Consider the following 19495-nt stretch of genomic DNA (forward strand, 5'->3'; position numbering starts at 1 on the left):
GGGGTGGTCCCCCGGCTCCTAGTCGTCGTCCTTCGGCGGCTTGGGGTTGTTGACGGTCGGCTTGGGAATGGGCTGGGAGGTCGGCGATGACGACGCGCCGGGGGTCGGAGTCGCCGTGGCGACGGGCGCCTCGTAGATATGATGCGTCACTTCGAGTGAGACGGAATCCCCCACATTGACGCTCTGGTTCGCCCCGGGGTCGACCGAGGTGACCTCGTAGGTGTCGTTCTTCGACGGATCGGTGGTCTTCGCGTCGCTCGTCCTCACGTTGTAGCCCAGGCCCGCGTTCTTGAGGGCCTGCTGAGCCTCTTCCTGACTCTTGCCGACGACATCGGGCACAGTCGTGCGTCCCGAGGAGACGACCACGGAGACGGTCGCGCCGCGTGACACCGGATTGCCAGCAGCCGGATTCGAGCGGATGACCTGTCCGGCCTGGGTGCCCGGGGAGTCCTCGGTGGTGACGTCGCCCCATGTCAGGTTCGCGTTCTCGATCTCCTTGCGCGCCTCGGACTGCGTCATGCCGCTGACATCGGGCACCTTGACCGTGGCCGAGCCCGACGAGAAGCTCACCGTGACCTCGGTGCCGAGAACGGCGGAGGTGCCGGCCCCCGGATCGGAGGAGATGGCCAGACCCTCGTCGACCGTGTCCGAGCTGACGTCATCACCCCTGACGAAGGTCAGACCGACGTCCTCGATGGCGCTCTTCGCATCATCCTCCGACATGTTCGACACATTCGGCACGATTGCCGCGGTCGCCGTCGGCGAGGGCGTCTCGCTGGGACGCTTGGATCCGGGGAGGCCGGAGGCGAGCATGCCGATGACTATGCCCGCCAAAATGAGGAGAAGGATGATGAGCATCCACACCCACCAGCGGCGACGGGGCCGCTTGTCCTCGGCCGTTTGCTCGGGGGCCGATGGCTGGGTGGAGATGGGCGGCGCCGGCGGGGCGGGCGAGGGCGCCGTCGCCGAGGGCATGGCCGTCGTGCTCTGCCAGGTCTCGGTGGCCGGTGCCGATACGGCCATGCCCCGCGCCGCCGCCAGGAGCTCGGTGCGCATATGAGCGGCGTCCTGATAGCGATCGTCGCGGGCCTTGGCCAGGGCCTTCAGAACGACTCGGTCGAGGGACTCGGGCACGTCCGCCGCGAGGGCCGAGGGCGGCTTGGGAATCTCGCGCACGTGCTGGTAGGCGATCGCGACCGCGGAGTCCCCGGTGAAGGGCGGCTGGCCGGTGAGCAGCTCGTAGAGCAGGCAGCCGGTGGAGTACAGGTCGCTGCGGGCGTCGACGAGCTCGCCGCGCGCCTGCTCCGGGGAGAGGTACTGGGCGGTGCCGACGACGGCGTGCGTCTGGGTGACCGTCGCGGCGGAGTCCTCGATGGCGCGCGCAATGCCGAAGTCCATGACCTTCACCGCACCGGTGGAGGTCAGCATGATGTTCCCGGGCTTGATGTCACGGTGCACGATGCCGGCGCGGTGGGAGTACTCCAGGGCGTCCAGCACGCCCGTCGTGATCTCGACCGCCTCCGGGATCGGGACGGCCTCGCCGTCGCCGAGGAGCTCGCGCACCGTGTGCCCCTCGACGTACTCCATCACGATGTAGGGCACTGAGCGGGTTGAGCCGTTGGGTGCGGTGAACTCCTCCTCGCCGGAGTCGTAGACGGCGACGATGGTCGGGTGGTTCAGGGCCGCGGCCGACTGGGCCTCGCGGCGGAAGCGCGCCTGGAAAGTGGGGTCACCAGCGATATCCGAACGCAGCAGCTTGATCGCGATGATGCGCGACAGGCGCTTGTCGTAACCGAGGTGCACCTCGGCCATGCCGCCGCTTCCGATGAGGTCTCGGATCTCGTAACGGCCTGCGAGGATCTGGGGGAACTGACCAGTCACAGTGCCTCCTGTGGTGGGATGACGGACATGACGGTCTGCTCGCGCGGCATGCCCGACTGTGTTGACGTAAGGGTACCCGCGGTGACGACAATGGCGAGGAGCGCCAGGACGGTGAAGGCGACGATGACGGCCAGCCGGACGCGGGCCTGGGGAAGGCCGAACGGGCCCCGCCCGGAGGCATGACGCGTTGGACGGGGATCCGCGTCGAACCAGCCGGCCGTCGTCCGCGTGCGCTCGGCGGCGGGCATCGCACGGGTCGACATACTCGGGGCATCCTGCTCATCAGCACGGTGACTGGGCTCGCCGCGCCTGGCGCGCGCCCGGCGTCCGCGCCTGGGAACGGACTCCGATCGGGAGCGGAACCGGGGAGCCGAGTCGTGCGGACCATCGTCGGAGCGGGAGCGGTCGACGCGGCGCCCCGTGGATGTCCAGGTCGGGACCTGCCGCGGATCCCACGAGTCCGCGGGCAGGTTGACAACGATCCGATCCAGGCGCCGCGCGACCTCACGGGCCGAGCGGGGCCGGTCCGCGGGCTTCTTGGCGAGCAGAGCCATGACGACGTCGCTGACCTCGGCCGGAATCGAGTCGGGCAGGGGCGGGACCGGCTCGTTGACGTGGGCGAAGGCGATGTCCACCTGGGTCGTGCCCGTGAAGGGCCGGTGGCCGACGAGGGCCTCGTAGGCGATGATCCCCAGCGCGTACAGGTCCCCGGCGGCGGTGGCCATATTGCCCATCGCCTGCTCGGGGGCGAGGTACTGGGCCGTGCCCATGACCATGCCCGTGGCCGTCATCGGGCGCTGATTGACCCCGGTGGAGATGCCGAAGTCGGTGAGCTTGGCCAGGCCCTCCCGGTTGATGAGGATGTTGGAGGGCTTGACGTCGCGGTGAATGACGCCGGAGTCGTGCACGACCTGGAGGGCCCGGGCGACTTGAGCGAGGATCGGCAGGATCTCCGCAGGCGCCATGGTGCCCTTCTCGGCGATGATGTCGGACAGTGCCTTCCCCTGAACGAGCTCCATGATGATCCAGCCCGAACCGTCGCGCTCGCCCGCGTCCAGCACGATCGCCAGGTTGGGGTGGCGCAGCCCGCGGGAGTTCGTCGCCTCGGCCCGCAGACGCGACAGGAAGATCTCGTCGCCCGCCAGCTCGGGGCGCAGGATCTTGGCGGCGACGGCCCGTCCGCTGCGCAGGTCGGTGGCGCGCCAGACCTCCCCCATGCCGCCGAGGGCCATCCGCTCGACCAGCTGATAGCGTCCTTGCAGCTCCAGGCCGACAGCAGGCTTCATTGGTCCACCGCCGCGTCGATGACGCTGGCCGCGATCGGCCCGGCGACCGAGCCGCCGGTTCCGTTGGCCGCCGTCTGCTCGCCGCCGTCGAGGACGATGGCCAGCGCGATTGATGGCTTGCTCAGATCCGTCCCGGCGAAGCCCACGAACCAGGTCACGGGACCGCCCTCGTCCGAGCCGGTCTCGGCCGTGCCGGTCTTGCCGGCGACCGATACGCCGGCGACCTGGGCGCTGGAGCCCGTGCCTTCGCTGACGGCCTGCTGCATGAGGGAGGACAGGGTCTGCGCCGTCTTTGAGGAGATCGGGGTGCGGGCCTCCTTCGGGGTGGTGGTGCTGACCACGTTGAGGTCGGAGTCGAGCGTCTGCGACACGAGGTACGGCTTCATCTGCTTGCCGTTGTTGGCGATGGTCTCCGCGACCTGGGCCATCATGAGCGGCGTGGCGCGCACGGAGGCCTGGCCGATCCCGGCCATGGCCGTCTCGGCCTGGGTGTCGTTGTCCGGGTAGGTCGAGGGCGTCACCTCCAGGGGGATGGACTCGGACTCGTCGAAGCCCCAGGCCTCGGCCTCCTCGGACAGGGACTTGTCGCCCACATCCATGGCCAGCTGGGCGAAGGGCGTGTTGCAGGACTCCGCGAAGGCGTAGGCGAGGGTGACCCTTCCATTGCCGCAGGACTCGTTGGCGTAGTTCGACAGGGAGTGGGTGGTCCCGGGCAGGGTGAGGGTGTCGGGGGCGTTCATCTCGGTGTTCGCGTCGGCCTCCCCGTTGCGCAGAGCGGCCGCCACGGTCAGGATCTTGAAGGTCGAGCCCGGCGGGTAGCGATCGCCGCCGATGGCGCGGTTGACCAGCGGCTTGCCCTCGTCCGCGCTCAAGGAGTCCCATGCGGCCTGGGCGGTGGCGCTGTCATGGGAGGCGATCTGAGTGGGGTCGTAGGAGGGCGAGGAGACCATGGCGAGGATGGCGCCGGTGGAGGGATCGAGGGCGACGACGCTTCCCCGCCGGCCGTCCAGGGCGTCCCACGCGGCCTGCTGCACGCTGGAGTCGATGGTCAGCTCGATGGCGCCGCCGTGCTGGGTCTCACCGGTGATGAGCGCCTTGACGCGACTGGAGAACAGAGCGGGGTCCTGGCCGTTGAGCACCGAGTTCTCGGCGCGCTCGAGCCCCGTCATCGAGGCGAAGGCGGTGGAGAAGTAGCCGGTCGCAGGAGCGTAGAGCTGCCCGCCGGGGTAGGTGCGCTGGTAGGAGAAGGCGTCGTCGGTCTTCACCGAGTCGGCCACGGCGGTCCCCTTGACCATGATCTGGCCGCGATCGGTGCCGAACTCGGAGTAGACCGTGCGCGAGTTGCGTGAGTCGGTGATCAGCGTGCCCTGGTCGCTGGAGGCCTGCCACAGGGCCGGACGCGCCAGTCCCTGCACGCTCGTCAAGGAGGCGGCCAGTGCCAGGAACATCACGACGACCAGGGCCGTGACCTGGTGGATCTGCCTGTTCACGCCTGTTCCTCCTCGGCATCGATGACGGTGGTTGCGAAGGGGTCGCCGGGTGGGGGACCAGGGGGGTCAGGGTACCCGGAGGGCGCAGGATGCTCGGGGAGCATGACGCGACCGGGTGCCGCATCCGGAATTCCAGAGGTGGGACCGGATCCCGGTGCGGGAGGCGCGGTCGGGGCCGGAGCGCCCCCGGGTGCGGGAGGCGCCGCGGAACCGGTCACCGGCGTGGTCGCGACCGTCGGGTTCGAATCGGCGCCGTTGGTGCTCTCGGTGCCGGCGTCGAGCACGTGCTTACGGATACCGGTTGGCAGCTCCGCGGTGTCGACGAAGCGCGGTGCCGTCGTCGATGGGCGTCTGGCGGCGTCCGACAGCCGTATCAGCAGGGCCAGGATCATCCAGTTGGCCACCAGGGAGGATCCACCGTAGGCGATGAAGGGCATCGTCAGCCCCGTGAGCGGGATGAGGCGCGTGACGCCGCCGACGACCACGAAGACCTGTATGGCGATCGTGAAGGAGAGACCGACCGCGAGCAGTTTGCCGAAGCCGTCGCGCAGACGCATCGCCGTGCGCAGCCCGCGCTCGATGAGCAGCAGGTAGAGCATGAGGACGGCGAGCGTTCCCGTCAGCCCCAGCTCCTCGCCGATGGAGGCGATGATGAAGTCGGAGTTCGCGAAGGTGACGAGGTGCGGGAAGCCCGCGCCCCAGCCCGAGCCGAGTACTCCTCCGGAGGCCATGCCGAACAGCCCCATCACCAACTGCCACGAGCCGCCGGGGGCGTCGTAGACCGAGATGTCCATGGCGTCCGCCCATGCCGTGATGCGCTGCTGGACGTGCGTCAGGTGGGTGGCGGCGAACCAGGCGGCCGGTACGAACAGGGCGGCCCCGATGAGCAGCCAGCTCGGCCGGTCGGTGGCGACGTAGAGCGTGACGACGAACAGGCCGAACAGCAGCACCGAGGAGCCCAGGTCGCGCTGGGCCACCAGCACCAGGATGCTGACGCCCCACACGATCATGAGGGGGCCGAGATGGCGTGCGCGCGGCAGGTTGAGGAAGAGGACGCGTCGTCCGGCCAGGGCCAGGTTGTCGCGGTTGGAGACCAGATAGGAGGCGAAGAAGATCGCCAGAAGCACCTTGGTCAGCTCGGCGGGCTGGAAGGACATGGGGCCCAGGTGGATCCAGATCTGGGCGCCGTTGACGTTCTGCCCGAGGCCGGGGATGAACGGCAGGACGAGGAATCCCAGGCCGCCCCACATGGCCCAGCGGTCCCAGCGGCGCAGCAGGCGGTAGTCGCGCACGAAGAGCACGGCGCAGAACAGCACGACGCCGATTCCGGTCCACATGGCCTGCTTGGGGGCGTAGTCGTGGGGCTGGCCCAGGCGCTCGTAGGACCGGTCGAGTCGCTGGATCATGGCCAGTCCGAGCCCATTGAGGGCCACGGCCGCGGGTAGGAGCACCGGGTCCGCCCAGGGCGCGGTGCGCCGCACCCACAGGTGGACGACGATCGCCGCGCCCACGAGCTCGGCGCTGAGCTGAAGGATCTGCGCCGGGGAGGAGGCCGGGAGGGAACCGGTGCGGTTCAGCGCGGTCAGGATGAAGCCGCTCAGTCCGAGCGCCAGAGCGACGATGAGAAGGCCCGCCTCGGCCCAGCGACCGGTGCTGTGCGCGGGACCGGGCGAGATCGAGGAGGCCGGGGCCGGGTGCGTGGCCGGACGCGTGCTGCTCATGAGTCCGCCCATCACTTGTCCGGCTCGACCGGGGGCTGCTCCGGTACTGCGGCGGGGGCGGATGCCGACGGTGCGGCGGTCGAGGTCGGGGCGGGGGTGGCGACGTGCGTGGCGACGGTCCCGTTCACGTACTCGCGGGCCGCCCCCAGCGAGGGCTGGGTGACCGTTCCGGTGAGGCGTTCGCGCATGAGGTCGTCGAGGTCGTCGAGGGCGGGCTCGTCGTACGTCTCGACGAGGTGGCTGAAGGTGATCGGCCCGATCTGCTGGGGGACGCCCTGGTAGATGGCGATCTTGCCGTCGGTGATCGTGACGTAGTACTGGGTCTGCGTCCATCGGTACCCCAGGAGGACCGATCCGGCCAGTGCCAGCACCAGCAGGGCGGTGGCGACGAGCGACTGGCGCCGCCTCCGCTTGCGTTTGACCTTCTGGGTGCGCACCTCCTCGGCGATGGCGTCCGCCTGCTCGGGTGCCGACTGGTCGTCGTCGGACTCCTCGAGGCTGGCCACGAGGGCCGCGGCCTTGGCCGCCGGCGTCGAGGCGGCCAAGGCGTCGGCCTCGGTCGCGGGCGTTGCGGGGGAGTCGCCGGAGGCGGCGTGCTCCAGACGCGCACGGCGGTTGGCGGCGGAGCCGACCATTTGCGGGTCCGTCTGCGGCTGGTGCTCGTCCTCGACGACGTCGACGATGACGGCGGTGACGTTGTCGGGGCCGCCCGCCCGCAGCGCCAGGTCGATGAGCTGGTCGGCGGCCTGACCCGGGTCCTCCACGCCGGAGAGGACCTCGGCGATGGTCTCGCCGGTGACCGGACCGCTCAGACCGTCCGAGCACAGCAGCCACCGGTCGCCCGGGACCGCTTCGCGAATGGATTCGTCGAGTTGGACGTCGCCCTCGGCATCGCCGAGCACGCGCAGCAGAACGGAGCGCTGAGGATGGCGTCGGGCCTGCTCGCGGGTCAGCCGCCCCGTTTCAACCAGGTACTCCACGAAGGTGTGGTCGGTCGTCACCTGCGTCAGCTCGCCGTCGCGCAGGAGGTAGGCGCGGGAGTCGCCCACGTGGATCATGGCGAGCTTGTTGCCGCTGCGCATGATGGCGATGCAGGTGGTGCCCAGGCCGGAGAGGTCGGGGTTGCTCGCCGACAGGGTGACCAGCTCGGTGTGCGCCTGCTGCACGGCCTCGCGCAGCAGCCCGAGGAGCTCACCGGCCTGATGGGAGTCGGCGTCCAGCGGCACGAGGTGCTCGATGGCGACGGCGGAGGCGATGTCGCCGCCGGCCGGCCCGCCCATGCCGTCGCACAGGACGACGAGGTGGGGGCCGGCGTACCCGGAGTCCTGGTTGGAGGCTCGTACCAGGCCGACGTCGCTACGTGCCGCATAGCGCAGTGAGATTGTCATGGGCGCAGCTCCAAAGTGGTCTGGCCGATCCGAACGGGTACGCCGACCGGCAGCTCGACGGCGCCATGGACGGCACGGCCGGCCAGCGTCGTCCCGTTGGTGGAGTTGAGGTCCTCGAGCCACCAGGCGCCGTCCTTGGGGAAGACGCGCGCGTGGTGCGAGGAGGCGTAGGAGTCGTTGAGGACGAGCGTGCAGTTCTGGTCGCGGCCGATCGTGATCGACGTCGGCGTCAACGGGACCATGGAGCCTGCGAGCGGGCCCTCGGTGATGATGAGGCGGGTGGCGCCGCGGCGTCGGCCCTGGGGGGCGGCCGGGGAGGGCTCGCGGTCCCGCCGACGCTGCGGCGCGGACGCGGAGGCCTCGACGGTGTCACGGCGCAGTGCGCGGACGATGAGGAAGATGAAGAACCACAGCAGGGCCAGGAAGCCGAACCGTGCAATGGTGAAAGTGAGGTCGCTCACATGCCTTCCTCAGTGCTTTGCGATCCGTCCCAGAACATGATCCGGGTGCGACCGACCGTGAGAGTGTTGCCGTCCAGAAGCGTAGCGGCGTCCACACGGTGTCCCTCGACGAAGGTGCCGTTGGTCGAGCCCAGATCTGTGGCGATCGCGTGGCCCTGTGTGAGGCGAATCTCAAGATGCCGGCGGGAAACACCGGAGTCGTCGACGATGATGTCGGCCTCCGAACCGCGGCCGATGACGGTGACGGGGCCCGTCAGCAGATACCGCTGCCCGTCGATGTCGAGGATCGGGTGACTCGGCGTCGCGCTGGCCGAGGCCGCCGGTGCGGCGCCGCCGCGTCTCGTCGAGGACTCGATCTCTATGGCGGGGGCCGTCAGGGTGCTGTCGGGGGTGAAGGAGACCTTGACCGGGCCCACGAAGGAGTAGCCCTGCTCGGAGGCGTGGGTGGTGGCCACCTCCTCCATCTGACGGATCATCTCGTCCAGCCCCCAGTTCTCGATGCGGGAGATGTCGCTGGGCGCCAGGTGGATGCGGAAGACGTTGGGTACCACAGATCGATCGCGGGCGAACGAAGCGGCGCGTTTGTCCATCGTCTCGCGCAGCTTCGAGGCGATTTCGATGGGCTCGACGTCGTCCGAGAAACGAGACATGGCGCGACTGGTGACGTTCTCGACGCCCTTCTCGAACTTGTCCAGGATGCCCATGGACTACCTCCCCCTGTGCTCGGCGCGGTCTCCGGATGACAGTACTGCGGCCGCGGTGGCCGTGGTGCCGGACGTTGCGGTGGCGCCAGGCAAGCCATGCCCATCGTAACGGTTGTGGCCCCTAGGGCGGGTAGTGCAGGGCTCCCCGGTGTTGCGGCCGTGGGAGATGTCCCACAGCGAACGGTGGATCGAGTCCGGCGACAGACGGGGGTGAGCGGTTTCACCCGGTGGGGAAGGGTGCGAAGTGGACGCCGAGTCCGTCCGACGGCTATCGTCAGGCTCGCTTCTCGCGCGAGTGGCGGAATTGGTAGACGCGCACGGTTCAGGTCCGTGTGATCTCGCGATCATGGGGGTTCGAGTCCCCCCTCGCGCACGGCGGAGGTGCAGGCCCGGAGTTCGCGGACATCAGCGACCCGGGCCTTCGTCGCGCCCGGTCGTGACCGGGCCGGCGGGCTCGGCGGTGGATGCGACCGTGTCACCGCCTCCGGGCCCGGGGTGTCGATTCCGCGCCCCCGGGTCGCCGGATGATGTCCGACCGGCGGTGCGCCGGACGATGTGCGCCGCGAGGGCGCCGACCCAGGCGCCGACGGCGTTCTCGGCGACATTGGCCCATGCCGCGCGCCTGGTCAGGAAGGGCAGGGTCCACTGGGCGAGCTCGGCGCCCGCTCCGAGGGCGCAGCCGGCCAGGGCCCACCGCCACCAGGCGATGCGCGGCCATCCCAGGTGGGCGAGGAGGGTCAGGGGAGCCAGCATGACCAGGTTGAGAACGACGTCCTTGCCCTCGGCGTCCAAGAACCACGGGCCCAGCGCGTCCTTGATGAGACCGATCTGGGAGCCCGAGTCCCACAGCACGGCGAGCAGGACGACCACGAGGTAGAGCCCCGCGGCGACGCGGCAGGTGATGCGAGAACGGGTCATGGGCGGGAGGCTATCGGCGTGGGCCGGTGGACGGACGTGGCACGACACACACAGCACTCATGGGCTCGATGGGCGGACAATTGATGAGTGAGTCAGAAGCGATCTTTGCGCCGCTGCCGCGTCTACGCCGCGGCGAGCCTGGTTGTCGCCCTCGTGGCGCTGTGCGCGTGGGGCCTGGGCGCCCAGCCCGCGCGCGAAGCCGACGGGGACTCGCGCGCCGCGGATTCGTCCCCCGTCCTGCTCGGGGGGGCCCCTCCCCTCGCTGACGCGATGGCGGAGTCGCAGGAGGTGGGCCCGCAGAATCTGCTGGTGACCGGCAATGGCGTGGACACCGGCTCCGTGACGGCCGTCGATGTCGATGGCGACGCCGCGCTGGGCACGGCGGACTCGACGACCTACGTCTACACGCCGCCCGGCTACGACGCCGGATCCTCCAACCGCTACGCCGTCGTCTACCTGCTTCACGGCACCCCCGGGCGGTCCTCGGACTGGTTCTCCGGGACCTCCCTGGCCGCTCGACTCGATCACCTCATCGACGACGGCGCGATTCCACCCGTCATCGCCGTCTCCCCGGAGATCTCGACCCCCGAGGTGTCGGATACGCGCTGCATGGACTCGACGACCGGTGGTCCACTCATCGACACCTATCTCACACAGCGGGTCGTTCCCTGGGTTGATGAGACGTATCGCACTTACGCCGATGCCGATCATCGTGTCCTCATGGGCTTCTCGATGGGGGCGTTCTGCGCGACCAACCTCCTCTTCCACCACCAGGACATGTTCTCCTCCGCAGCGGGCATGGCCGATTACGGCGAGCCGGGTCCCGATGCCGCGCCCCTGCTCGCCGACGACTCCGAGTACGCCGGGCAGTCGCCCATCGACTACCTCGCGGATCCCGACTTCGAGGTGAGGGAGGGGCTGCGCTTCTACCTCACGGTCGGCGGGATGTCGCTGGACACGGACGTCGATGACACCCCGCTGCTCGCCGATCTGGTGGCGGGGCGCGGAGCCGACGTCGTCTACGAGCCCGATGAGTCCGCGGACCACGATTGGCAGATGGTCTCCGACCACGTGGACAGGGCGCTCGAGGTGCTGCTGGCCGGGGACGGGCGGTGACGGCCGTCCGGTCCCGATGACGCGCGAGGCCACCGTCCGCGGGCGGAGTTGGTCCCCGCCCCGCCGCCTCCCGTCTCAGCAGCAGCCGGTGGAGACGTTGCGATCGTCGAAGTCCGCCCGGGCCCGCCACCATTGGCGCTCGCTCATCGGTTCGTGGTCGGGGTGCTCGCGCCGGTGGCGCTCGACGTAGCGGTCGTAGGCCGACTCGCCGGTGAAGTCCCGCCACAGGCGGCGGGCGCGGGCCAGGCCGGCGCGCAGGCGCGCGAGCCCGGTGGGCACGCGGCCCGAGACGGTGCGGATCATGCGCGCTGCGCCCGCCGTGCTCGCCGGGCCACTCGGGCTCGCCGTCGTCGCGCCCGTCGCGCGTGCCGGGCCCGCCGTCGTGCGCCGACTCCGGGACTGATCACCCGACCGCCGCTCCTCCTGCCGCCGGCTCGGGGGCGGCACCGATCGACTCAACGGGCACCGCCCCCTCTCATGCTCAGCGATCCGCATGGGCGTGCGAGCGGCCCGGGATGAGGTCGGGGTCGCCGACCTTCTCGTACTCCTCGACGAGCTTCTTCTGGAGCTTGGTGGCGACCATGGTCTCCGGGGCGTAGAAGTTCGACTCCTGGTACGGATCCTCGGAGGTCGTCGTGTCGCCGGAGCGGACGGCCCTGGCCGTGGTGATGACCGCGCAGACCATGACGAAGGCGACCATGACCAGGAAGACGATCGACAGCGTCCCCTGGATCATCGTGTTGCGAACGATCGCCCGCTGGACGTCGATGGCCGCCGGGTCGGTGAGCGTCTCCAACTTGGCCAGGGCGTTGCGATGCTGCTGGAAGTAGCCCACGAGCGGGTCGCGGGAGAAGATCTTCTGCCAGGACGCCACGAAGGTGACCGCCGTGTCGAAGACCAGTGGGATGGCCGGGATCCATGCCCACTTCGCGTATCCCTTGCGCACGACCATGACGGTGACCACCAGCAGCGCCACCGCCGCGATGAGCTGGTTGGCGATGCCGAAGAGCGGGTAGAGCGTCTGGATGCCGCCGCGCGGATCGGTCACGCCCATGAGCAGCAGCGATCCCCAGGCGGCGACGACGACGCCGGTGGTCGCCCAGGCGCCGACGTGCCACGACGGGTCCCTGAACTTGGGAAAGAGGTTGCCCAGGGCGTCGGAGAGCTGGAAGCGGGCCACGCGGGTCACGGCGTCGACCGCCGAGAGAATGAACAGCGCCTCGAACATGATGGCGAAGTGGTACCAGAAACCCATCATCGTACGGCCTCCGCCGATCTGATGGAGGATGTGCGCCATGCCCACGGAGAGCGTCGGCGCGCCACCGGTGCGGGAGACGACGTTGGGCTCGCCGACATCGCCGGCGAGCCTCGTCAGGGCCTCGGCGCCGGTGTAGGTCGTCGGATTTCCGGCCTCGTCCCAGGAGTCCCACTCGGGGTTCATCGTGTTGCCGTGGGCGTCGGTCACGCCGAGATGCTCCACGGCCGTCGCGGCCAGCTCCTCGCAGTGGTGATCTGGGTCGTTGTTGGTGTCGCAGGGCTGGGCTTCGACGACCTCGGGGCCGGCGAGCTTCTCCATAGTGGCGGTCGGGGTGTTCATGGAGAAGTAGATCCCCGGGCTCAGGGAGACGGCGGCCGCCAGCGCCATGATGGCGACGAAGGACTCCATGAGCATGCCCGCGTAGCCGATCATGCGGGTCTGGGACTCCTTCTGGATCATCTTGGGGCTCGTGCCGGAGGAGACCATGGCGTGCATGCCGGACAGCGCGCCGCAGGCGATGGTGATGAACAGGAAGGGGAAGAGCTTGCCGGCGAAGACCGGGCCGTCCGTGTTCGTGGCGAACTCGGAGACGGCGGCCATCTCGACGACGGGGCGCACGATGATGATACCGGCTGCCAGGACGACGATGGTGCCGACCTTCATGAAGGTGGACAGGTAGTCGCGCGGGGTCAGCAGCACCCATACGGGCAGGACGGCGGCGAGGAAGCCGTAGATGATCATGGCCCACACCAGGGTGGTGGGCGACAGATGGAGGTACTGGCCGAAGGAGGACTCGGCCACCCAGCGTCCGCCGATGATGACGCCGATAAGAACGGCGAAACCGACGATGGAGACCTGGGTGATCCGACCGGGCTGGACGAAGCGCAGCCACAGGCCCATGATCACGGCGATCGGAATCGTGCATCCCACGGAGAAGACGCCCCAGGGGGAGGAGGCCAGCGCATTGACGCAGACCATGGCCAGGACGGCCAGGACGATCATGAGCATGACGAAGACGACGACGGTCGCCACGATGCCGCCGATCCTGCCGATCTCGTCGGTGGCCATCTGACCGAGTGATCGGCCGCCGCGGCGCATGGAGAAGAACAGGACGAGCATGTCCTGAACGGCTCCGGCCACCACGACGCCCAGGATGATCCACAGGGTGCCCGGAAGATAGCCCATCTGGGCCGCGAGCACGGGACCCACGAGCGGACCGGCCCCGGCGATGGCCGCGAAGTGGTGGCCGTAGAGGACGACGCGGTGAGTGGGATCGAAGTCGCGGCCGTTGTTGATGCGCTCCGCCGGGGTGGCGTTGGAGTCGTCGGGCCGCATGATGGTGCGCTGGATGTAGAGTCCGTAGAAGCGGTAGCCGATGGCGTAGGTGCAGATCGCGGTGACGACGAACCAGATGGTGTTGACGTTCTCGCCGCGGACGATGGCCAGCATCCACCAGCCCAGGACGCCCAGGGCCGTGACGACCGCCCACGTGGCGATCCGCGCAGGTGTCCATCGGTTGTCGGGGCGTAGGCCGACGGGGACGCCGTCGGCGTTACGGATAATCCGCTTCTCCTCCTGCTCCGTGTAGGTGGGAAGGGAGGCTTCTTTCTGGGGCATCGGGGATCCGTTCTCGTCGTCGAGAGGAGGTGTGGCGTCATTGTCTCCGGTGACGGTTTCCAGGGTATTCCTTCTAGTGGCCGAAGGGAAGCAGCCGATGAGCCCGACGACGAAAGGGCGGCCGGGCACTCCGTCGTCCATCCCATTCATCCCACTCATTGGGGATTGTCGTCAGCGGTTACTCGCCGGTCTGCACGACGTCGTCCGGGGCTCGTCGCGGGCCGGGCCGCGCGATGCGCTCGGGGAAGCCGATGCGGAAGGCGAGCAGGCTCTCAGAGCGAAAACTCCAATAAAGGTCGGGGAGCGTCTCCGGATACCCTGGCGTCGTGTCCGTGCTCCACCCCGTCCTCGACGTTCTCGCGCAGGCGCCGATCCTCACCGTCTTCCTCGTCATCGGCCTGGGGACCGCCGTCGGGCAGATCCCATTCGGACCGATCCGCTTCGGCGCCGCCGGGGCGCTCTTCGTAGGGTTGGCGGTCGGGGCCCTCGACCCCCGGCTCGGTGCGGACCTCACTCTGCTGCGCAGCCTCGGGCTGGCCCTGTTCTGCTACACCGTCGGCCTGGCCGCCGGCAACACCTTCTTCCGCGACCTGCGCAGGCAGCTGCCGCTCATGGCCCTGTGCGTCGTCGCGCTCGTGATCGCCGGCGGGGCGGGCGGCCTCTACTCCCGCCTGAGCGGCGTGAGCCCGGCGATGGACTCCGGCGCCTACGCGGGCGCCCTCACCTCACCGGTGCTCGACGCCGCCATCGAGGCCGCCGGTACTCAGGAGCCCGCCGTCGGCTACGCCCTGGCCTATCCCGTGGGTGTGGCCGTCGCCATCCTCATCGTGGCCGGGATCGTGGGCCGCTCCTGGCCCGGGCGGCGCGACTCGCGGCCCGCCAGTGCCGATGGCATCACCGCCACCAGCGTCTACCTGCTCCAGCGGGTGGCCCTCGGCGAGATGGAGGCCTTCAAGGAGGGGCGTATCCGCATCTCCTACCTGGAGCGCGACGGGCACACCCGCGTCGTGACCCCCGGCGAGGAGCTGCTGCCCGGGGACAAGGTCGTCATCGTCGGGGCGCCGGCCGCCGTCGAGTCCGCCATGCACGACCTGGGCACCGGGCTTCACAAGTGCCTGGCCAAGGACCGTAGCGTCGTCGACTTCCGGCGCCTGACCGTCTCCTCGACGCGCGTGGCCGGCCGCACCATCGCCGAGGTGGACATGCCCGGGCGCTTCCAGGGCGTCATCACCCGCGTCAAGCGTGGAGACCTGGACCTGCTGGCCCGCGAGGATCTCGTCCTGGAGCTCGGCGACCGGGTGCTGGCGGTCGTGCCCAGCGATGAGCTCGAGCGGGCCGCCGACTGGTTCGGCGACTCCGAGCGCTCCATCGCCCAGATCGACGCCTTCTCCGTGGGGGCGGGCATGGCGCTCGGCGTGCTGCTGGGGCTGGTGGCGATCCCACTGCCCGGCGGCATCACCCTGCGGCTCGGGGTGGCGGCCGGGCCACTCGTCGTCGGCATGGTCCTGGGCCGGGTGGGGCGTACTGGTCCCTTCGTGTGGGGGCTGCCGCACGCCGCCAACGCCACCATCCGCCAGCTGGGGTTGCTGTTCTTCCTGGCTGCGATCGGGCTGGCCTCGGGGCCGGACTTCGCGGCCTCGGCCTTCTCGGCGACGGGGCTCAAGGTGGGGGTGCTCGCCGCGCTCATCGTGGTGGTCAACGCGATCGTGCTGCTGGCCGGGGCGCACTGGGCCGGGGTGTCCGCGCAGCGCGCCGCCGGCGGCCTGGCCGGGCTCGTCGGGCAGCCCGCGATCCTCGCCTTCGCCCTGTCCAAGCGCGACGACGAGCGCATCGAGGCCGGCTACGCGACCCTGTTCGCTCTGGCCATCGTCGTCAAGATCATCATGGTCCAGGTCCTGGTCGCCCTGTAGATTCCGCGGTGGACACCGACGCCGCAGCGGTCAGTCGGCGGCGTCGCGCTCGGCGAAGACCTCTCGGGCCGCGAGGGTGGCGTTGAGCGCCCGCGGGAAGCCGGCGTAGACCGAGGCGTGCAGGATCGCCTCGATGATCTCCTCGCGGTTCAGGCCCACGTTGAGAGCGGCCCCGATGTGGATCCTCAGCTGCGGCTCGCAGCCGCCCAGGGCCGTGAGCACGCCGATCGTCACCAGCTGGCGGCTGCGCGGGTCGAGCCCGGGGCGGGCGTAGACGTCCCCGAAGCCGAAGGCCGCGATGTGGTGGCCGAGCGCCGGGCTGATGTCCGCCAGGGAGTCGATGACGGCCTGGGCGGCCTCACCGTCGACCGAGCGGGCGACCTCCAGGCCGCGCTCGCGCCGGGCCAGGTTCTCGGGGCTGTTGACGTCGTGCTGGGGGTGAGTGGTCTCAGCGGTCATGAGGGGTTCTCCTTGTCAGTGTCGAAGGTGTTGATGTCGATGTCGTCCGCGGCGGCCTGCTCACCCAGCTCCCGCGTGTAGGCGGCGATCTTGTACTCGGTGGCGGCCAGCGAGAGCCGGAGCTCGTCGATCCGGGCGCGCAGCCCGTCACGGTGCTCGGTGAGCATGGCCAGGCGCTTGGGCACCGTGTCCCGGCCGGCCTCGACCATGTCGACGTAGCGACGCAGGTCGCGGATCGTCATGCCCGAGGTCCGCATCCGGGTGAGGAACACCAGACGCCGCACGGCCGCGGCGTCGTAACGGCGGCGTCCGGAGGCGTCGCGCCCCACCCGCACGAGCCCGATCCGCTCGTAGTAGCGCAGGGTGTGGGCGCTGATGCCCAGACGGTCGGCGGTGGTCGCGATGTCCCACCCGGCCGCGTCGGGCCACCTCTCTGGTTCGACGTCGTCGCTGGGCGGGACGGCGGCGAGCCGCAGCGCCTCGCGGAGCCGGGCGTCGTCGGGTCCGTTGCCGGGCGCAGTCGCGTTGGTCATGACGCAGACCGTAGGGCTTCGAGCGCGCTCGAAGGCAAGAGCGGCCGCCGCTTCGGTCCGGGCGGCGCAGCGGAGCTAGTCTGGCCGCATGCTTCTCGCCTTCTCCGTGTCCCCGACCACCACTGACGCGCCCGACGGCTCGGTCTCCGAGGCGGTGGCCCGAGCCGTGCGCGTAGTGCGCGACTCGGGCCTGCCCCATGAGACGACGTCGATGTTCACCACGATCGAGGGCGAGTGGGACGAGTGCATGGACGTGGTCAAGCGGGCCTGCGAGGCGGTCGCCGAGGTGAGCCCGCGCGTGGCGCTCGTCCTCAAGGCCGACATCCGCCCCGGCTGGACCGGCCAGATGACCGCGAAGGTCGAGCGCGTCGAGGCCCGCCTGCGCCAGGACGGCTGAGCGGGGTCCTCGGTCAGATCGATTCCTCATGCGGCTCGTCGGCCACGATTCAGGGCCGCAGTTCGTGCAGCGGGAACGTGATCGTGCCGTCGGGCAGTGTTGCCCTGAAACCGGTTCCGGTGGTGACCGCCTTGAATGCGGGCGGCGCCATGTCGATCTGAGCGATGGCGGAGGCCAGCCTCCGGGCTCCGCGCTGCACCTGGCCGCCACCGACCTTCACCTCAATGGCGGCCCAGCTGCCGTTGGGCATGGTGATCACTGCGTCGATCTCGTGCCCGTTGGAGTCGCGATAGTGGTAAAGATGCCCTCCCAGGGCCTCGGTGTGGGCCAGTAGATCGTGGATGACAGCGGACTCGAACAGGAAACCGAGTGTCTCCGGGTCTGTGCTGAGGCGGCTGGTGTCAGCGTGCAGCGCGGCGGCAGCCAGTGCCGGGTCCGCCAAGTGGTACTTGGGTGAACGGCGCAGACGGGCCTTGGAGCGCAGGGAGACCGCCCAGGGCGGGATCGCCTCAAGGATGAAGACTCGCTCCGGCAGCTCGAGCAGCTTGGCGACGGTGGCCTCCGACGGTGCGGGTAGCGTCCGTGATATGTCCTTGCGCAGTGTTGACTGGGGACCTCGCTCGCGGTGGCGCGGGCGAGTGAGGTGATGAGCTGTTCGATGACCGCTGGCTCGGAGCGCAGGTTCGCGAGTCGGTTGAGGTCGGTGGTCGCGATGTCCTTGATGCGGCTCTCCATGCTGCGCGCCGCGATATTCGACGGCGCGTGCAGCAGACCAAGGAATCCGGGGCGCAGGATGCTATGGATGATTTTCTCAAGTGGAGCCGTGGACATGGACGACGGCGGGCGGGCCCCGTCCAGCAGTGCGCTCAGCGAGACGCCGCCGTCGTTGAGACGGTTGTCCTTTTCCGCCTAGGTCATGGTGCGTTGACGGACTCGGAGCCGCGCTGGCTGGCGAGCCGACGTCTTCTTCGTAGACGACGCGGCTGTGGGTCATCTATGAAGAAAACGTCGGTGACTCCGGTTATGAGACCGCCAGGTCCTTCAGCCACTGCTCGATGGGACGCGGTCGGAGCCCCAGGAGTTCCTGGGCGCTGCTGTCCTCGGCGATGATGCAGCCGTCCTGCGCGTTGAGGGCCCGGTAGAGCTCGACGACCGGCGCCGCGGCCGGCCCGAAGAGCGGCGTGATGAGCCCGCCGAAGGCCTCCGGCGTGATGGCCTCGAAGTGGACCTCGCGGCCCAGGTGGTTGGAGAAGGCCGCGGCCAGGTCCGCTCCCGTCAGACCGGGCCGGTGGCCGACGGCGACCGTCCCGCTGACGGAGGTATCCATCAGCAGGCGGGCAACGACGTCGGCCACGTCCAGGTGGGAGCTCCAGGAGACCGGGAACGACGCCGGAAGCGGGTAGCGCAGGACGCCCTCCTGATGCGCGGGGGCCAGGACGACCGGCAGGAGCAGGTTCTCCAGGTAGAGGCGCGGGGCGACGACGGCCGTGGGGATGCCGCTGCCGGTCACGCCGTCGATGAGCGTCATGATGGGGCTGCCCGCGGTCGCCTGCAGCGGTGAGTCCGGCCGGTCGACGATCTGCCCGCTGGTGGAGATGACGACACGACCGGGGCGGGTCCGGTCGACCGCCTCGACGACGGCCCGGGCCTGGGCGGCAGTAGCTTCAGGTGCGCCCATGGGCAGGTGGACGAAGACGCCGTCGGCGCCCTCGTAGGCGGAGGCGAGGGAGTCCGCCGAGGCCAGGTCGACCTGCCGAGCGGCGATGCCGTCGGGGACCGCCTCAGGATGGCGGACCGCCGCGATGGCAGTGCGCCCGGCAGCGGTGAGAGCGGACAGGACGGGAGAGCCTTGAGCGCCCGTGGCGCCGTGAATGATGTCAACCATGATGTCATTAGTGCATACGATGCACCAGTTACGTCAACTGCACTAAGGGGATAGAGTGCTCTGTCGTGAATGATGCGGATCTCCCGGAATGCGGGGTCGCCCGGTTCCTGCTGCTGTTCGATGGACCGTGGGCCACGCTCATCGTGCGCGAGCTCCTGCACGGACCCCGGCGCTTCGGGGAGCTGCGCGCCTCCCTGCCGGGGATCAGCGCGCACACGCTGACCAGCCGGTTGCGGATGTTCGAGTCCCGCGGCATCGTCACTCGAAGGGCCTACCCCGAGGTGCCGCCCCGCGTCGTCTACGAGCTCACCGATCTGGGGAGGGGCCTGCGACCGGTGCTCGATGCGATGAACGAGTGGGGTGCGAGCGCTCCGGTCTCGGCCTTCGCCTCCCCGCATCCCGGGGCATCTCCCGGCCGATGAAGTTGACGCCCGTCATTCGCCTCCCCGCGTCCCGGGGCCGGGGACCGGG

The 19495-nt window shown here is 69.7% G+C and carries 18 protein-coding genes and 1 tRNA gene; 5 read left to right on the forward strand and 14 right to left on the reverse strand.

Annotated elements, in window-relative coordinates; genetic code table 11:
• Positions 1-18: 18 nt before the first annotated feature.
• From pknB to G448_RS0112465, 7 genes are read right to left on the reverse strand one after another with little or no spacing between them, the layout of a single operon-like run.
• The gene (pknB, locus tag G448_RS16550) at positions 19-1881 is read right to left on the reverse strand and encodes a Stk1 family PASTA domain-containing Ser/Thr kinase (protein ID WP_034495255.1); all 1863 of its coding nucleotides are present in this window, start codon (positions 1879-1881) and stop codon (positions 19-21) included.
• A complete protein-coding gene (locus G448_RS0112440) occupies positions 1878-3167 on the reverse strand; it encodes a serine/threonine-protein kinase (protein ID WP_026408248.1) in 1290 nt (429 codons plus the stop codon). Before G448_RS0112440 ends, pknB begins: the two co-directional genes overlap by 4 nt.
• Entirely contained in the window at positions 3164-4657 is a 1494-nt protein-coding gene (locus G448_RS0112445; protein WP_026408249.1) for a peptidoglycan D,D-transpeptidase FtsI family protein, read from the reverse strand. Before G448_RS0112445 ends, G448_RS0112440 begins: the two co-directional genes overlap by 4 nt.
• Positions 4654-6378, reverse strand: a complete 1725-nt coding sequence (locus G448_RS0112450) for an FtsW/RodA/SpoVE family cell cycle protein (RefSeq protein ID WP_026408250.1) — start codon at positions 6376-6378, stop codon at positions 4654-4656. The genes G448_RS0112445 and G448_RS0112450 overlap by 4 nt, the downstream gene beginning before the upstream one ends.
• Before the next feature lie 11 nt (positions 6379-6389).
• Positions 6390-7766 (reverse strand): PP2C family protein-serine/threonine phosphatase, encoded by a 1377-nt coding sequence (locus G448_RS0112455; protein ID WP_026408251.1) that lies wholly within the window; start codon positions 7764-7766, stop codon positions 6390-6392.
• On the reverse strand, positions 7763-8227 hold the full coding sequence (locus G448_RS0112460; protein WP_026408252.1) for an FHA domain-containing protein FhaB/FipA: 465 nt from the start codon (positions 8225-8227) through the stop codon (positions 7763-7765). The genes G448_RS0112455 and G448_RS0112460 overlap by 4 nt, the downstream gene beginning before the upstream one ends.
• Positions 8224-8931 carry an FHA domain-containing protein gene (locus G448_RS0112465; RefSeq protein WP_026408253.1) on the reverse strand — a complete coding sequence of 236 codons (708 nt, stop codon included), beginning with the start codon at positions 8929-8931 and terminating at the stop codon, positions 8224-8226. The genes G448_RS0112460 and G448_RS0112465 overlap by 4 nt, the downstream gene beginning before the upstream one ends.
• A gap of 289 nt (positions 8932-9220) precedes the next feature.
• On the opposite strand from G448_RS0112465, the gene G448_RS0112470 reads away from it, so the two are divergent.
• A tRNA-Leu gene (locus G448_RS0112470) sits at positions 9221-9304 on the forward strand.
• Between the two features lie 32 nt (positions 9305-9336).
• Here G448_RS0112470 and G448_RS16555 read toward each other — a convergent pair.
• Positions 9337-9849 carry a VanZ family protein gene (locus tag G448_RS16555; protein WP_245572328.1) on the reverse strand — a complete coding sequence of 171 codons (513 nt, stop codon included), beginning with the start codon at positions 9847-9849 and terminating at the stop codon, positions 9337-9339.
• Between the two features lie 87 nt (positions 9850-9936).
• On the opposite strand from G448_RS16555, the gene G448_RS0112480 reads away from it, so the two are divergent.
• Complete coding sequence (locus G448_RS0112480) at positions 9937-10965, forward strand: alpha/beta hydrolase (protein ID WP_026408254.1); 1029 nt, start codon at positions 9937-9939, stop codon at positions 10963-10965.
• 75 nt (positions 10966-11040) lie between these two features.
• On the opposite strand, the gene G448_RS0112485 is transcribed toward G448_RS0112480, so the two are convergent.
• Together G448_RS0112485 and G448_RS0112495 are read right to left on the reverse strand one after the other, a co-directional pair.
• Positions 11041-11268, reverse strand: coding sequence for a YbdD/YjiX family protein (locus G448_RS0112485; protein WP_051269041.1), 228 nt, complete (start codon positions 11266-11268; stop codon positions 11041-11043).
• A gap of 178 nt (positions 11269-11446) precedes the next feature.
• Positions 11447-13840 carry a carbon starvation CstA family protein gene (locus G448_RS0112495; RefSeq protein ID WP_026408256.1) on the reverse strand — a complete coding sequence of 798 codons (2394 nt, stop codon included), beginning with the start codon at positions 13838-13840 and terminating at the stop codon, positions 11447-11449.
• Positions 13841-14166: 326 nt separating this feature from the next.
• Between G448_RS0112495 and G448_RS0112500 the strand changes: the two genes are divergently transcribed.
• A complete protein-coding gene (locus tag G448_RS0112500) occupies positions 14167-15750 on the forward strand; it encodes an aspartate:alanine exchanger family transporter (protein WP_026408257.1) in 1584 nt (527 codons plus the stop codon).
• Between the two features lie 30 nt (positions 15751-15780).
• Here G448_RS0112500 and G448_RS0112505 read toward each other — a convergent pair whose 3' ends face one another.
• Positions 15781-16209, reverse strand: coding sequence for a carboxymuconolactone decarboxylase family protein (locus G448_RS0112505; protein WP_026408258.1), 429 nt, complete (start codon positions 16207-16209; stop codon positions 15781-15783).
• Positions 16206-16742, reverse strand: coding sequence for a MerR family transcriptional regulator (locus G448_RS0112510; RefSeq protein WP_026408259.1), 537 nt, complete (start codon positions 16740-16742; stop codon positions 16206-16208). Before G448_RS0112510 ends, G448_RS0112505 begins: the two co-directional genes overlap by 4 nt.
• Before the next feature lie 88 nt (positions 16743-16830).
• Here G448_RS0112510 and G448_RS0112515 point away from each other — a divergent pair, with 88 nt between their 5' ends.
• Positions 16831-17139, forward strand: a complete 309-nt coding sequence (locus tag G448_RS0112515) for a thiamine-binding protein (protein WP_026408260.1) — start codon at positions 16831-16833, stop codon at positions 17137-17139.
• Positions 17140-17188: 49 nt separating this feature from the next.
• Here G448_RS0112515 and G448_RS18910 read toward each other — a convergent pair whose 3' ends face one another.
• Both G448_RS18910 and G448_RS0112530 read right to left on the reverse strand, forming a co-directional pair.
• Entirely contained in the window at positions 17189-17920 is a 732-nt protein-coding gene (locus tag G448_RS18910; RefSeq protein ID WP_342663553.1) for a DUF4143 domain-containing protein, read from the reverse strand.
• A 240-nt stretch (positions 17921-18160) separates the two neighbouring features.
• Positions 18161-19024 carry an SDR family oxidoreductase gene (locus G448_RS0112530; RefSeq protein WP_026408263.1) on the reverse strand — a complete coding sequence of 288 codons (864 nt, stop codon included), beginning with the start codon at positions 19022-19024 and terminating at the stop codon, positions 18161-18163.
• 65 nt (positions 19025-19089) lie between these two features.
• On the opposite strand from G448_RS0112530, the gene G448_RS16565 reads away from it, so the two are divergent.
• Entirely contained in the window at positions 19090-19446 is a 357-nt protein-coding gene (locus G448_RS16565; protein WP_034495258.1) for a winged helix-turn-helix transcriptional regulator, read from the forward strand.
• The last annotated feature ends 49 nt before the right edge of the window (positions 19447-19495 follow it).

The organism is Actinomyces gerencseriae DSM 6844 (assembly GCF_000429265.1).
Lineage (GTDB): Bacteria > Actinomycetota > Actinomycetes > Actinomycetales > Actinomycetaceae > Actinomyces > Actinomyces gerencseriae.

Coding starts and splice junctions, on each gene's coding strand:
- G448_RS0112440 (WP_026408248.1), bottom strand. CDS start 3,167: ATGAAGCCTGCTGTCGGCCTGGAGCTGCAAGGACGCTATCAGCTGGTC.
- G448_RS0112450 (WP_026408250.1), bottom strand. CDS start 6,378: ATGAGCAGCACGCGTCCGGCCACGCACCCGGCCCCGGCCTCCTCGATC.
- G448_RS0112455 (WP_026408251.1), bottom strand. CDS start 7,766: ATGACAATCTCACTGCGCTATGCGGCACGTAGCGACGTCGGCCTGGTA.
- G448_RS0112465 (WP_026408253.1), bottom strand. CDS start 8,931: ATGGGCATCCTGGACAAGTTCGAGAAGGGCGTCGAGAACGTCACCAGT.
- G448_RS16555 (WP_245572328.1), bottom strand. CDS start 9,849: ATGACCCGTTCTCGCATCACCTGCCGCGTCGCCGCGGGGCTCTACCTC.
- G448_RS0112485 (WP_051269041.1), bottom strand. CDS start 11,268: ATGATCCGCACCGTCTCGGGCCGCGTGCCCACCGGGCTCGCGCGCCTG.
- G448_RS0112495 (WP_026408256.1), bottom strand. CDS start 13,840: ATGCCCCAGAAAGAAGCCTCCCTTCCCACCTACACGGAGCAGGAGGAG.
- G448_RS0112505 (WP_026408258.1), bottom strand. CDS start 16,209: ATGACCGCTGAGACCACTCACCCCCAGCACGACGTCAACAGCCCCGAG.
- G448_RS0112510 (WP_026408259.1), bottom strand. CDS start 16,742: ATGACCAACGCGACTGCGCCCGGCAACGGACCCGACGACGCCCGGCTC.
- G448_RS0112515 (WP_026408260.1), top strand. CDS start 16,831: ATGCTTCTCGCCTTCTCCGTGTCCCCGACCACCACTGACGCGCCCGAC.
- G448_RS0112530 (WP_026408263.1), bottom strand. CDS start 19,024: ATGGTTGACATCATTCACGGCGCCACGGGCGCTCAAGGCTCTCCCGTC.